Raw genomic sequence first — 13,573 nt, forward strand, 5'->3', positions numbered from 1 at the left:
CCACTCCGCACCGGACCGCTACCCCGCCCCCCAGGCCGGCCATCCGGCCATCGGGTCCCGGTCACAGACGACAAAAAGACCCCCGACCAAAGCGGTCGGGGGTCCGTTCAGTCAGCTATCGGCTCACTTCTTGCCGAGCAGCTGGTCGCGCAGGGCGGCGAGCTGATCGGAATCGGCGAGGGTGCCGGTGGAGGTGGACTCGGACGAGTAGTTCGAGACCTCCTCGACACGCTCCTGACGGGAGCCCTGGCCATCGGCGGCGGCGGACTCGGCCGCGTGCTCGATCTCCTTGGCCACGAACTCCTTGTGCTCCTCCCACAGGTCGTGGGCGGCCGCGTACTGCGACTCCCACTCCTCGCGCTGCTTCTCGAAGCCGGCGATCCACTCGTTGGTCTCCGGGTCGAAGCCCTCGGGGTACTTGTAGTTGCCCTGCTCGTCGTACTCGGCCGGCATGCCGTACAGCGCCGGATCGAAGTCCTCGGAGGCCGGGTCGACGGAGTCGTTGGCCTGCTTGAGGGACAGGGAGATGCGGCGGCGATCCAGGTCGACGTCGATCACCTTGACGAACACGATCTCGCCCGGCTTGACCACGGTCTCCGGGTTCTCGACGTGGCGGTTGGCCAGCTCGGAGATGTGGACCAGGCCCTCGATGCCGTCCTCGACGGAGATGAACACGCCGAACTGGACGATCTTGGTGACCTTGCCCTTGACGATCTGGCCGGGGACGTGGGTGCGGGCGAAGCGCTGCCACGGATCCTCCTGGGTCGCCTTGAGCGACAGCGAGATGCGCTCGCGGTCCAGATCGACGTCGAGCACCTCGACGGTGACCTTGTCGCCGACCTTGACGACCTCGGACGGGTGGTCGATGTGCTTCCAGGACAGCTCGGAGACGTGGATCAGGCCGTCCACGCCGCCCAGGTCGACGAACGCGCCGAAGTTGACGATGGAGGACACCACGCCCTCGCGGATCTGGCCCTTCTTGAGCTGCGAGAGGAAGGTCTCGCGCACCTCGGACTGGGTCTCCTCGAGGTACTGGCGGCGGGACAGGACCACGTTGTTGCGGTTCTTGTCGAGCTCGAGGATCTTGGCCTTGATCTTCTGGCCGATGTACGGGGACAGGTCGCGCACGCGACGCATCTCGACCAGCGACGCCGGCAGGAAGCCACGAAGGCCGATGTCGACGATGAGGCCGCCCTTGACGGCTTCGATGACGGTGCCCTCGACGACGCCGTCGGCCTCCTTGATCTTCTCGATGTCGCCCCAGGCGCGCTCGTACTGGGCACGCTTCTTGGACAGGATCAGACGGCCTTCCTTGTCCTCCTTGGTGACGACAAGGGCCTCGATGGTGTCGCCGACTTCGACGACCTCGTCCGGATCGACGTCCTTCTTGATGGAAAGCTCGCGGGAGGGAATGACGCCCTCGGTCTTGTAGCCGATGTCGAGCAGAACCTCGTCGCGATCGACCTTGACGACGGTACCCTCGACCAGATCACCATCGTCGAAGTTCTTGATGGTGGAATCGACTGCCTTGATGAAGTCCTCCTCGGTGCCGATGTCGTTGATCGCGACCTTGGTGACTTCGCTGTTGTTCTGTGCCATTAACTGTGGTTTCTGTAACTAGATGGGTGGATAATATCGTTCTTCAGTTATGCGCGCATGCCGATACGGCACACACATGGTGCAACGATACTAGAAACCGTGGTCAACACGGCCGATCCGACGAAAAACGACACGCCCGAAATATTCAGGCGGCCCTCCGCTCGGCCATCTCGACGACGTTCGCCAGCAGCATGGCGCGGGTCATCGGCCCCACGCCGCCCGGGTTCGGCGTGTACGCCGAGGACAGCCCGTAGCACTCCGGGCTGACGTCGCCCTTGATGCGGTAGCGCCCGGCGGCCTCGTCCCAGACCCGGGAGACGCCGACGTCGACCAGCACCGCGCCCGGCTTGACGAACTCGGGGCGCACGAAGCCGGCCGACCCCACGGCGGCCACGACCACGTCGGCCCGGCAGATCTGCTCGGCCACGTCCGGGGTGCCGGTGTGGCACAGGGTCACCGTGGCGTCGACGCCGCGGCGGGTCAGCAGCAGGCCGATGGTGCGCCCGATCGTGATGCCGCGGCCAAGCACGCACACGTGCCGGCCCGCCAGGTCGATGCCGTAGTGGTCGAGCAGCGCCAGCACGCCGCGCGGCGTGCACGGCAGCGGCGTGTCGATGGCTCCTCCGACGTGCAGCACGAGCTCGCCCAGGTTGTAGGGGTGCATGCCGTCCGCGTCCTTGGCCGGGTCGATCCGGTCGATCACGGCGTTGGCGTCCACGCCGTCGGGCAGCGGCAGCTGGACGATGAACCCCGTGCACGCCGGATCGGCGTTCAGCGACTCGACGGCTTCGACGATCCGGTCCTGGGTGGCCTGCGCCGGCAGGTCGCAGCGGATGGAGCGGATGCCCACCTCGGCGCAGTCGGTGTGCTTGCCGGCGACGTAGCGCACCGAACCGGGGTCCTCGCCCACCAGCAGGGTGCCCAGGCCGGGGGTGACGCCGCGGCCGCGCAGCGCCGCCACACGCCTGGCCAGGTCGGCCTTGATCGCCGCCGACACGAGCTTGCCGTCGAGTTTGGTGGGCATGTGAACTCTCCTTATGGTCGTCGTCCGCTACTATGCATCGTAGGTTATCGTGGATGCATGCCGCATCGGTCCATCAAGTTGTAGCAGGACCGCAGGGCAACGTGAGGAAGGCGGTTGGCTATGAACGTCGCGGAACATCGGTTCGGCAGGATCGTCGCGTGCGTCGCCGCGCTCGGCCTGGCGCTGGGGGCGGGCGCGTGCGGCCCGGACGACGCGCGGGAGCCTCAGGACGACCCGGTCGAGCAGGCCTCGGAGCCGATCGTCGTGGTCGCCTCCGTCAACCAGTGGGGCTCGCTCGCCGAGCAGATCGGCGGCGAGGACGTGCAGGTCACCTCGATCGTGAACACCACGGCCGTGGACGCCCACGACTTCGAGCCGCAGACCGCCGACGTGGCGGCGCTGCAGCAGGCCGAGGTCGTCGTCTCCAACGGCGCCGGCTACGACGCGTGGGCCACCGCGAGCCTCACCGGCGACGCCGCGTCGGTCTCCGCGGCGGAGACCGTCGGCGCGATGACCGGCGACAACCCGCATCTGTGGTTCTCCAAGGACGCCCGCAACGGCATGGCCACCGAGCTCGCCGAGGCGTTCTCCAAGGCGCGCCCCGACAAGCGAGAGGAGTTCGAGAGCCGCCTGGCCGCCTGGAAGGAGCAGGAGGCCGAGGTCGAGCAGGCCATGGACGACTTCTCAGCCGCCCACCCCGACGCGACCTACGCGGCCACCGAGGCGGTGGCGTACTACCTCATGTCGGACCTCGGGTTCGAGGACCTCACCCCCCAGGGGTATGCGCAGGCCGCCGCGAACGAGGGCGAGCCCGCGCCCGCCGATCTGCAGGAGTTCCAGGAGCTGCTCGAGTCGCGCGGCGTGGACATGCTCGTCAACAACACCCAGCAGGCCGGCGACACGACCAACATGATCACCGGCACCGCCGGGCGCGCCGGGGTCCCGGTGCTCGACGTCAGCGAGCAGATGCCCGAGGACTGCGCGGACCTGACCGCGTGGATCGCCTCGCTGGTCAAATCGATCGACGCGCTGTTCGCCACGGACGAGACGGCGGACGACGCCACGTCGGGCGACGCGACGACCGGGGACGGGGACGGCGCGACGACCGGGGACGGCACGACCGCGCCGTCGAACGAGGGCCAGAGCGACCCGGCCGCCTGAGGACGGCGGCGTCGGGCGCGGCCTTCCGTCGCGCCGGTCGATCGAACGAATGGCCGATGATTCCTTCGTCGACGGCTCTCCCGTTGACGGCCCCCAACCAGCGTCTTCCTTCGTCTTCCTTTCCTTCGTCTTCCTTTCCGTCGGCATTCCTCCTGCCGGCTTCCCCTCCGTCGGCTTCCCTTTCATCGGATTTCCGCCCGTCGGTCGCTTTCCCTTCGGCTTCCCTTCCCGTCGGGCACCTTACCATCGGCGATTCTCCCGCCGGGCGATCCGAGACAATCCCCTCCAGCGGCCCCTCCGCCGGCATCCCTCTAATTGAGAATGATTGTCAGCCTCATTTGCAATACTGTTCGGCGACACCTCGCAGTCGGAAGGACCCGATCCCATGCAGCATCAGCACACGCCGGACGCCCGGGCCGCGGAGCCGTGCATCGCGTTCCGCAACGCCTCGGTGAAACGCGGCGACCGCGTCATCTGGCGCAACGGCACGTTCGACATCCCCGCCGGCTCGGTCACGGCCATCGTCGGCACCAACGGCACCGGCAAGACCACGATGATGAAGGCCGAGCTCGGCCTGGTCCCCCTGTCCGAGGGCACGGTGCGGGTGCTCGGCCGCCCGGCCGGCGAGATGAACCGGCGCATCGGCTACGTGCCGCAGAGCTACACCTCGGACGTCGACTCGAACCTGACCGCCGAGCAGTCGGTGCTGCTGGGGCTGACCGGCACGCGGTTCGGCATCCACCCGACGACCCGCGCCGAGCGCGACAAGGCCCGCGAGGCCATGGCGTTCGTCGGCATCGCCGACCGCGCACGCAGCCGCCTGTCCGAGCTGTCCGGCGGCATGCGCCAGCGCGTGGCCATCGCCCAGGCGCTGGTGGCCGACCCGCTGCTGCTCATGCTCGACGAGCCGCTGGCGAACCTCGACCTGGCCAGCCAGCGCGCCACCGTGCAGGTGCTGGCCAAGCTCAACCGCGAGCTGGGCATGTCCATCCAGGTCGTGGCCCACGACCTGAACATGCTGCTGCCCATCCTGACGGGCGCGGTCTACCTGCTCGACGGCCACCCGCACTACGCGGCGCTCGACGAGGTCCTCGACTCCGACCTGCTCACCCATCTGTACGGCACCAGCGTGCGCGTGGTCACCACGCCCCAGGGCGACATGTTCGTCACCCCCGGCCCGGACGGCGACGTCCCCGGGCAGGACACGCACACGCCCACCGAGATCTCCGGTTTCCATCGTCATCAGGGAGGCGCGCGATGAGCGGCATCCGATTCTCGTTCGACCCGAACTGGCCGGCCACGCTGTCCGCCCCGTTCATGACCAACGCGTTCCTCGCCGGGCTGGCCATCGCGGTGGCGGCCGGCGTCATGGGGTACTTCACCATCGCCCGCCGCTCGACGTTCGCCGCCCACGCGCTGGCGCACATCGGGCTGCCGGGCGCGACCGGCGCGGCGCTGCTGGGACTGCCGGTGTCGGCGGGCCTGGGCGTCTTCGCGCTCGGCGGTGCGCTGATCATCGGCGCGCTGGGCAAGCGCGCCTCGCAGCGCGAGATCGCCACCGGCACGGTGCTGGCCTTCGCCACCGGCCTGGGCCTGTTCTTCGCGCGGCTGTCGAGCTCCGCGTCCCAGCAGCTGCAGTCGATCCTGTTCGGCTCGATCCTGACCATCTCGACCGGCCAGCTCATCGGGTTCGCCGTGTTCGACGTGATCCTGCTGGCCGTGCTCGCGGTCATCTACCGCCCGCTGCTGTTCAGCTCACTGGACGAGCAGGTCGCCCAGGCCAAGGGCGTGCCCATCGGGGCGATGAACATCGCGTTCATGGCGATCATGGCCGGGGTCGTCACGATCGCGGTGCCGGCCGTGGGCACGCTGCTGATCTTCGCGCTGGTCATCACCCCGGCGGCCACGGCCAACATCATCGCCGGCTCGCCGTTCCGCGCGATGCTGACCTCCAGCGTGCTGTGCCTCGTGGCCATCTGGGGCGGCCTGGTGCTCTCCGCGATGTTCCCCGCTCCCCCGAGCTTCATCATCGTCACGCTCTCCACGCTGTTCTGGGCCGTCGCCAAGGGTGTCGCCGCGCTGCGGGCGCGCTGAGACGCGACCGGATGCCTGACGGGCGGTCACTGACGCCCGCCCGTCGGATGGTACAAATCCATTCCCTCTGCCGCAGGCGGGCATACGACCGCCGTATGCCGACGTTCAGACCATGCGGACCAACGCGTTGGCGATGGCCGCGATCCCCTCTCCGGAACCGGTGAACCCCATGCGGTCCGTGGTCGTCGCCGTCAGCGAGACCGGGCAGCCGACGGCCCGGCTCAGCGCCTCCGCGGCCTCCCGGCGCCGAGGCCCGATCTTCGGGCGGTTGCCGACGACCACCACGCTGGCGCTCACGGGCACGGCGCCGTGGTCGGCCAGATGCGCCACGGTGCGCCGCAGCATCGTGTCCCCCTGCATGCCGGCTCCCTGCGACGCGGCGCCGACGCCGAACAGCGAGCCGATGTCGCCCAGTCCGGCCGCGGACATCAGCGCATCGATCAGCGCGTGGGCGGCCACATCACCGTCCGAATCGCCCTCGATGCCGACGCCCTCCCACGCCAGGCAGGCCAGACGCAGCGGCCGATCCGATCCCGGAGCGGCGAAGCGGTGCGCGTCGAAACCCTGGCCGATGCGGATGGCGGGCAGCTCCACGCTACTTCTTCTTCGACTTCTTGCCCTCGGCCTCGATGCGGGCCAACGTGGCGTGCGCAGGCTCGGCGGGGGCCTCGGTGTGGTGCTTCTCGTCGCCCGGGCGCGGCTCCTCGTAGCCGAGGTTCACGTCCAGCAGACGCTGCGCCTCGTCCTCGTCGAGCTTCTCGGACAGCGCGATTTCGGAGGTCAGGATGCTGCGGGCGCGGGTCAGCATGCGCTTCTCGCCCGCCGACAGGCCGTGCTCGTCGACGTCGCGCTGCGCCAGGTCGCGCACGACCTCGGCGATCTTGTTCACGTCGCCGGTCGCGATCTTCTCGACGTTCAGCTTGTAGCGGCGCGACCAGTTCATCTCCTTCTCGACGATCGGCGTGCGCAGGATCTCGAAGACCTTCGCCACCTCGTTGGCGTCGACGATGTCGCGGACCCCCACCTTCTCCACGTTGTCCACCGGCACGTTGATCACCAGCCCGTCGGACGAGAGCACCGACAGCTGCAGGTATTCGCGGGTGACGCCACGGACGGTCCGTTCGGTGACGGCCTCCACCCTGGCTGCTCCGTGACGCGGATAGACGACCATATCGCCGACTTTATAAGCCATGAATCCTCCGTGAGAACGTACGCAAAAACTCGAACCATTGTGCCGTATGGGGTGGACCTGCCGCAATCCGGACAATTTTCGCGACACATCCTCAAATATCCGGCCATCTGCGCTTACACTGTTGGCATGGTAAAAAACATCAATGAAGATATTGTGGCCGTTCCCGTCAACCAGGGGGTGTTGGATTCGGTGAGCAACGCCGAGTTCTACAATCCCCACGAGGTTCTGGGCGGGCATCTCGGCATCGGCGAGCATGAGGACTGCGTGACGATCCGCGTGCTGCGCCCGCTTGCCAAGACCGTCGCCATCATCACCCAGGGCGGCGAATACGAGGCCACCCATGAATACAACGGCGTGTTCAGGGCCGTCGTCCCCGCCGCCGGGCGCGACGGCGCCCACGCCGTCCCCGACTACCGCATCCGCACCGCCTACGAGGACGGCCCCGCGATCGTCGAGGACGACCCCTACCGCTACCTGCCCACCATCGGCGACATGGACACCTACCTGTTCGGCGAGGGCCGCCACGAGCGCCTGTGGGAGGCCCTCGGCGCCCATGTGATGCGCTTCGACGACCCGATGGGCGGCGCCGACGGCACCCCCGGCGAGCAGGTGGTCGGCACCGCGTTCGCCGTCTGGGCGCCGAACGCGCACGCCGTGCGCGTGGTCGGCGACTTCAACGCCTGGGACGGCCGCCGCCACGCCATGCGCGAGCTCGGCTCCTCCGGCGTCTGGGAGATCTTCGTCCCGGGCGTGCAGGCCGGCGAGATCTACAAGTACCAGATCCTCAACGCCAACGGCGAGTGGGTGATGAAGGCCGACCCGATGGAGCGCTCGCACGAGGTGCCGCCGCGCACCGGCTCCATCGTGGTGGAGTCCACCCACGAGTGGCAGGACGGGGCATGGATGGACAGGCGCCGCGCCACCGACCCGCACAACGGACCGGTCAGCATCTACGAGGTGCACGCCGGCAGCTGGCGCCAGGGGCTGGACTACCGAGGACTGGCCGACGAGCTCGTCGACTATGTCAGGCAGGAGGGCTTCACCCATGTGGAGTTCATGCCGCTGGCCGAGCACCCGTTCGCCGGCTCCTGGGGCTACCAGGTCACCGGCTACTACGCGATCGACTCCCGCCAGGGCGGCCCCGACGACTTCAAGTACCTCGTCGACCGGCTGCACCAGGCCGGCATCGGCGTGATCATGGACTGGGTGCCCGCCCACTTCCCGAAGGACGGCTTCGCGCTCGGCCGCTTCGACGGCACGCCGCTGTACGAGGATCCGGACCCGACCCGCGGCGAGCATCCGGACTGGGGCACCTACGTGTTCAACTTCGGACGCCGCGAGGTGCGCAACTTCCTCGTCGCCAACGCCTGCTTCTGGCTGGACGAGTACCACATCGACGCGCTGCGCGTGGACGCCGTCTCCTCGATGCTGTACCTCGACTACAGCCGCGAGCCCGGGCAGTGGCATCCGAACATCTACGGCGGCCGGGAGAACCTCGAGGCCATCGACTTCCTCAAGGAGGCCTGCGCCACCGCGTACAAGAACAACCCCGGCATCATGATGATCGCCGAGGAGTCCACCGCCTACCCGGGCATCACCGCCCCGACCGACGCCGGCGGCCTCGGCTTCGGCCTGAAGTGGAACATGGGCTGGATGCACGACACGCTCCAGTACCTGCACGAGGCGCCGATCAACCGCAAGTGGCACCACGGCGAGATCACCTTCTCGATGGTGTACGCCTATTCGGAGCACTACGTGCTGCCGATCAGCCACGACGAGGTCGTGTACGGCAAGGGCTCGCTGTTCGGCAAGATGCCGGGCGACGACTGGCAGCGCTACGCCGGCGTGCGCGCCCTGTTCGCCTACCAGTGGGCGCACCCGGGCAAGAACCTCACCTTCATGGGCAACGAGCTGGCCCAGTACGGCGAGTGGAACCACAACACCTCCGTCGACTGGGACTGCCTGAACTGGGAGGAGCACCGCGGCGTGCAGCGTCTGGTCGCCGACCTGAACGCGCTGTACAAGGCCTCCCCCGCCCTGTGGAGCCAGGACTTCGACCCGGCTGGCTTCCAGTGGCTGACCAGCGACGACGCCGACCACAACACGCTGAGCTTCATGCGCGTGGGCAAGGGCGGCGAGCAGATGGTCGTGGTGGTGAACTTCTCCGGCAGCGCCTGGCAGGACTACCAGGTGCCGCTGCCCAAGGGCGGCCGCTGGCGCGAGGCGCTGACCACCGACGACGCCAAGTACGGCGGCTCCGACATCCACAACGGCACGGTCGAGGCCGTTGCCGGGGAGTACCATTCCCGCGATTGGTCCGCGAAACTCACGATTCCGGCGCTGGGCGCTGTATTCTTGGTACCGGAGGACTGAAAGGCGGATTCACCCATGCTCAACACGGCAACAAGGCAACAGAAGACCCCGCGTACCGTGCTGGTGGTCGAGGACGAGCCCACGCTCGCCACGGCCATCGCCCAGCGCATCACGGCCGAAGGCTGGACGGCGCGCGTGGCGTCCGACGGCGCGAGCGCGGTGCAGGCCGCGTCGCAGCTCAAGCCGGATCTGGTGATCATGGACATCATGCTGCCTGTGATGGACGGGCTTGAGGCCACCAAGCGCATCGTGGCCGACAGGCCCGTCCCCGTGCTGATCCTCACCGCCCGCGACGACGAGGCCGACAAGGTCATCGGCCTGGGGGCCGGCGCGGACGACTACATGACCAAGCCGTTCTCGATGCGCGAGCTGATCGCGCGCTGCAAGGCGCTGCTGCGCCGCGTCGAGCGCGCCAAGGTCATCGCCAAGAACTCGGAGAACGAGAAGATCCTCGACTTCGGCTCGCTGGTGATCGATCCGGCGCAGCGCATCGTCACGATGAACGGCAACGAGGTGCATCTGACCCCCACCGAGTTCGACCTGCTGGCCACGCTGGCCCGCAAACCGAAGTCGGTGCTCACCCGCGAGAAGCTGCTCGAGGAGGTCTGGGACTGGGTCGACGCCTCCGGCACCCGCACCGTGGACTCCCACGTCAAGGCGCTGCGCCACAAGCTCGGCTCCGAGATGATCCGCACCGTGCACGGCGTCGGCTACGCGTTCGAGCCGCCGGCCCGGTCATGATGCGCGCCCCCGCCAACAGACCCAGGCGCCGCAGGCTCAGGGCCGTTCTCGACGCGGAACGACCCATCGGCCTGCTGTCGTCGCTGAAGCTCGAGCTCGGGGTCATCATCACGCTCGCCACGGCGATCGCGTTCGTCATGGCGTGGTTTCTGCTCAAATTCGACTGGAGCGGGTGGATCGCCATGCCGCTCACCCTGATCGTGGCGCTGGGCATCACCTATGGATTCTCCCATGGCCTGATCTCGCCGTTGCGGCAGATCCGCGACGCCGCCGAGGCCATGGCCGACGGCGACTACACCGTGCGCGTGCACACCGGCACGACCAGCAACGACGAGGTCGGCCAGCTCGTCCGCTCGTTCAACGAGATGGCCGAGGAGCTGCAGCACGCCGACCAGCAGCGCCGGGACATGATCGCCAACGTCAGCCACGAGCTGCGCACCCCGGTCTCCGCGCTGCAGGCCATGGTGGAGAACATGGCCGACGGCGTGGTCGACCCCACGCCGGCCAACCTGGAGAGCATCCTCAGCCAGACCAGGCGGCTCACCGACCTCATCACCTTCCTGCTCGACTCCTCGCGCATGGAGGCCGGCGCCGCCAGCCTGCAGATCGAACGCTTCAACTTCGCCGAGTTCATCGACGAGACCGTCGAGCCGCTGGAGATCGCCGACGGCGGCCACGCCCACACCATCACCGTGCAGGTGGACGGCGACATCGAGATGGAGGGCGACGAGAACCGCCTGCGCCAGCTGTTCACCAACATCATCGCCAACGCGCTCAAGCATTCGGCCGACGGCACCGACGTGCTGATCGAGGCGCACGAGAACCTCGACTTCGGCACCGTGGTGACCAACGTCGTGAACTTCGGGTCGCAGATCCCCGTCGAGGCGCGCTCCGACATCTTCCGCCGCTTCGTCAAGGGCAAGACCGGGCCGGGCACCGAATCGGGCGGCACCGGTCTGGGGCTGTCGATCGCCCGGTGGGCAGCCCAGCTGCACGGCGGCTCGGTGCGCGTGGTCGACGACGACCGCGGCACGAACTTCGAGATCACGCTGCCGAAGTACCACATCGCCGCAGAGGACGCGCACTCCCCGCGGACGAGCCGCGGCGCCGCCGACGCCTAGACCGGGCCGACGCCTAAACCGGAACCGACACCATGGACCGAAACCGGCGAACGCGGCGGGCGGCGCGGCACGTTCCCGGTCGGGGACCGACGACCCATGCACCCGCCGCCGCTCCCCTATGCCGACGACGAATCACGCCCGGGTTCCGGCGTGCGGGCCAGCGCCAGGCAGGTGACGACCCGTGCGCCCGCACGGGCCAGCGCCGCGCAGCACTGGCGCACGGTCGCGCCGGTGGTCACGATGTCGTCGACCACCACCACGTCCCGGCCCCGCAACGCCATACCGGGGCGGACGGCGACGCGCCCGCCCACCCGGGCGGCGCGCTCCGCGGCGGTCGCCGTCTCGACCGACCGGCCGCGCACATGGACCGAACGCAGCGCCGGCGCCATGACCGCGGGCGTCCCGTAATCACGCAGCCGCCGCGCCACCGCGCGGGCCAGCGGCCGCATATGCCAGCGTCCGCGGCGGCGCATCGAGGAGGCCGACGACGGCGCCGGCACGACCAGCAGCGGCGACCGACCCCGGTCCGACCGCGGACCGCGCTCTGCCGCACGGCGCGCCACCGGATCCCCGACACGGCCCGCAGGCGACGCATACGGCCCCGCGCCCGTGGCGGATACGGCATGCCGGTCCAGCACCCCGACGGCCAGCGCGCCGAGCAGTTCGGCGAACACGCCATCGCATTCCTCGTCGCCGTGGTCCTTCCACCCAAGCACGGCGCGGCGCACGGCGCCACGGTACGACGCGCAGGCGAAGCCCTCCCCCATCGCCGTCCGCGGCGCCGGGAAGGCGACGGCTCCGGCGAACAGCGCGCGGCATGCCGGGCACAGCACCGCATCGGGCGCATCGCACCCGGCGCAGCCCCGCGGCAGCGCCACGTCGCGCATCGCCGCCCACAACGTCGTCATGCCCGGCAGGCTACGCGCCCCGTCTGGACAGACGCTGGATGATCGCGTCGCACAGCCGCAGCGTGTCCTCCGGGCCGGAGACGCGCACGGCGATGGCGCCGGCCCGCGCGGCGGGATAGTCGTTGCCGGCGGGGGTCATGCGGTCGCCGACGAACATGATCTGCCCGACCCCGATGCCCAGGATCGCGGCGAGGCGGCGCATCGCATACGCCTTGTCGTAGCCGCGCAGCGAGATGTCGACGCTGGTGGTGCCGCCGGGCTGCACCAGCAGCTCCGGCACGTCGGCGGCGACGGCGGCGGCGAGCCGGTTCTTCTTCTCGTTGTCCGGGTCCCACCGCTCGCGCAGCTCCACCGGCGCCTGCTGGCCGAGCGCGGAGAAGGTCAGCTGGCTGCCGCGGTCCTCGATGCGTTCGCCCCACACCCGCTCGTACCACACGCCCTGATCCCGCGCGTGGCGTTCCAGCGAGTCCATCGCGCGCGCACGGTCGGCGTCGCTCAGGTCGAAGGAGTACTCGCACCGCCAGTCCCCGTCCCGCCACCGGTAGTACCGGGTGCCGCGGGTGGGCATGAGATGCAGGTTGGACAGGTCGGCGTCGCCGCCGAGCACGGCGAGCACCTGGCTGACTACGAGCTCGTACCGCCCGCCGGTCACGACGGCCACCGGCAGCAGCCTGGTCAGCGCGGCGAAGCGCTCGGTCATCGCGGCGTCCATCGGCTTGCGGGAGCGGGCCAGCGTGCCGTCGAGGTCGAAGGCCACCGCACGCATCGTCGCGCACGCGGCGTCCATATCCAGCTCGTCCCAGCCGTGCACGGCAATCGGGCACATGCCGCCTCCTTCCGCATGCCGAATCGGCCTCCATGTCGATACCAGTATCGTAGCGCAATGCCCCAGCCTTGGCATAAGGTGGAGGCATGCTTCAACCACCATGGGATGCCAGAGTCTATCGGAACCGCCACGGACGGGGCGTCAGGACGCCGACGTTCGGCACCAGGATGCCCCGGTACCGCACCCGCAGCGGTCTGTTCGACGACATGGTCGCCGCTCAGATCCGCCGGCTGAACGGCGCGTGGCCCGAGCTGATCCGGCCCGTGCAGTTCGCCGTGGAGGACGTGCCGCCCTCGGACCCGGCGCCGTGGGAGGAGCCGCGAGACATGATGACCTCGCGGTGCTTCACGGCCTCGCACGGCATCCCCGCGCGCGTGGTGCTCTACCGTCTGCCGATCCAGTCTCATGTCCGCGGGCGCACCGAACTGCAGCTCGCGATCCGCGACGAGCTGGTCGGCCGCATCGCCGAGCTGTACGGCCGGCGGCCCGAGGAGATCGACCCCGACTGGGGGCTGTGACCGCCGGCCGCGCCGG

General features: G+C 69.2%; 13 protein-coding genes. 7 read left to right on the plus strand and 6 right to left on the minus strand.

Annotation, left to right across the window (positions count from 1 at the left end):
* Window positions 1-123: 123 nt before the first annotated feature.
* Complete coding sequence (rpsA, locus tag KIH73_RS00470) at window positions 124-1,599, minus strand: 30S ribosomal protein S1 (RefSeq protein ID WP_219079555.1); 1,476 nt, start codon at window positions 1,597-1,599, stop codon at window positions 124-126.
* A gap of 145 nt (window positions 1,600-1,744) precedes the next feature.
* Entirely contained in the window at window positions 1,745-2,623 is an 879-nt protein-coding gene (locus KIH73_RS00475) for a bifunctional methylenetetrahydrofolate dehydrogenase/methenyltetrahydrofolate cyclohydrolase (protein ID WP_219079556.1), read from the minus strand.
* Window positions 2,624-2,743: 120 nt separating this feature from the next.
* Between KIH73_RS00475 and KIH73_RS00480 the strand changes: the two genes are divergently transcribed.
* The 3 genes from KIH73_RS00480 to KIH73_RS00490 all read left to right on the plus strand — a co-directional run bounded on the left by KIH73_RS00480 (window position 2,744) and on the right by KIH73_RS00490 (window position 5,878).
* Window positions 2,744-3,784 (plus strand): metal ABC transporter solute-binding protein, Zn/Mn family, encoded by a 1,041-nt coding sequence (locus tag KIH73_RS00480; protein ID WP_219079557.1) that lies wholly within the window; start codon window positions 2,744-2,746, stop codon window positions 3,782-3,784.
* Window positions 3,785-4,169: 385 nt separating this feature from the next.
* Window positions 4,170-5,045 (plus strand): metal ABC transporter ATP-binding protein, encoded by an 876-nt coding sequence (locus KIH73_RS00485; protein ID WP_219079558.1) that lies wholly within the window; start codon window positions 4,170-4,172, stop codon window positions 5,043-5,045.
* Complete coding sequence (locus KIH73_RS00490; protein WP_219079559.1) at window positions 5,042-5,878, plus strand: metal ABC transporter permease; 837 nt, start codon at window positions 5,042-5,044, stop codon at window positions 5,876-5,878. Before KIH73_RS00485 ends, KIH73_RS00490 begins: the two co-directional genes overlap by 4 nt.
* Before the next feature lie 105 nt (window positions 5,879-5,983).
* Here KIH73_RS00490 and ispF read toward each other — a convergent pair whose 3' ends face one another.
* Window positions 5,984-6,457: a 2-C-methyl-D-erythritol 2,4-cyclodiphosphate synthase gene (ispF, locus tag KIH73_RS00495; protein ID WP_219079719.1), complete on the minus strand. Its 474-nt coding sequence runs from the start codon at window positions 6,455-6,457 to the stop codon at window positions 5,984-5,986.
* Between the two features lie 16 nt (window positions 6,458-6,473).
* Window positions 6,474-7,070 carry a CarD family transcriptional regulator gene (locus KIH73_RS00500; RefSeq protein ID WP_219079560.1) on the minus strand — a complete coding sequence of 199 codons (597 nt, stop codon included), beginning with the start codon at window positions 7,068-7,070 and terminating at the stop codon, window positions 6,474-6,476.
* A gap of 126 nt (window positions 7,071-7,196) precedes the next feature.
* Here KIH73_RS00500 and glgB point away from each other — a divergent pair, with 126 nt between their 5' ends.
* The 3 genes from glgB to KIH73_RS00515 are packed head-to-tail and all read left to right on the plus strand — an operon-like array spanning window position 7,197 to window position 11,305.
* A complete protein-coding gene (glgB, locus tag KIH73_RS00505) occupies window positions 7,197-9,443 on the plus strand; it encodes a 1,4-alpha-glucan branching protein GlgB (protein WP_219079561.1) in 2,247 nt (748 codons plus the stop codon).
* Between the two features lie 15 nt (window positions 9,444-9,458).
* Window positions 9,459-10,184 (plus strand): response regulator transcription factor, encoded by a 726-nt coding sequence (locus KIH73_RS00510; protein ID WP_219079562.1) that lies wholly within the window; start codon window positions 9,459-9,461, stop codon window positions 10,182-10,184.
* Window positions 10,181-11,305, plus strand: coding sequence for a sensor histidine kinase (locus KIH73_RS00515; RefSeq protein ID WP_420830201.1), 1,125 nt, complete (start codon window positions 10,181-10,183; stop codon window positions 11,303-11,305). Before KIH73_RS00510 ends, KIH73_RS00515 begins: the two co-directional genes overlap by 4 nt.
* A 116-nt stretch (window positions 11,306-11,421) precedes the next feature.
* On the opposite strand, the gene KIH73_RS00520 is transcribed toward KIH73_RS00515, so the two are convergent.
* Both KIH73_RS00520 and KIH73_RS00525 read right to left on the minus strand, forming a co-directional pair.
* Window positions 11,422-12,192: a ComF family protein gene (locus KIH73_RS00520; RefSeq protein ID WP_219079563.1), complete on the minus strand. Its 771-nt coding sequence runs from the start codon at window positions 12,190-12,192 to the stop codon at window positions 11,422-11,424.
* 31 nt (window positions 12,193-12,223) lie between these two features.
* Window positions 12,224-13,039 (minus strand): HAD-IIB family hydrolase, encoded by an 816-nt coding sequence (locus KIH73_RS00525; protein ID WP_219079564.1) that lies wholly within the window; start codon window positions 13,037-13,039, stop codon window positions 12,224-12,226.
* An 86-nt stretch (window positions 13,040-13,125) separates the two neighbouring features.
* On the opposite strand from KIH73_RS00525, the gene KIH73_RS00530 reads away from it, so the two are divergent.
* Window positions 13,126-13,557: a metallopeptidase family protein gene (locus KIH73_RS00530; RefSeq protein WP_219079565.1), complete on the plus strand. Its 432-nt coding sequence runs from the start codon at window positions 13,126-13,128 to the stop codon at window positions 13,555-13,557.
* Window positions 13,558-13,573: the final 16 nt, after the last annotated feature.

The sequence above is a fragment of the Bifidobacterium phasiani genome (assembly GCF_019331775.1).
In the GTDB taxonomy this organism is placed as follows: Bacteria; Actinomycetota; Actinomycetes; order Actinomycetales; family Bifidobacteriaceae; genus Bifidobacterium; species Bifidobacterium phasiani.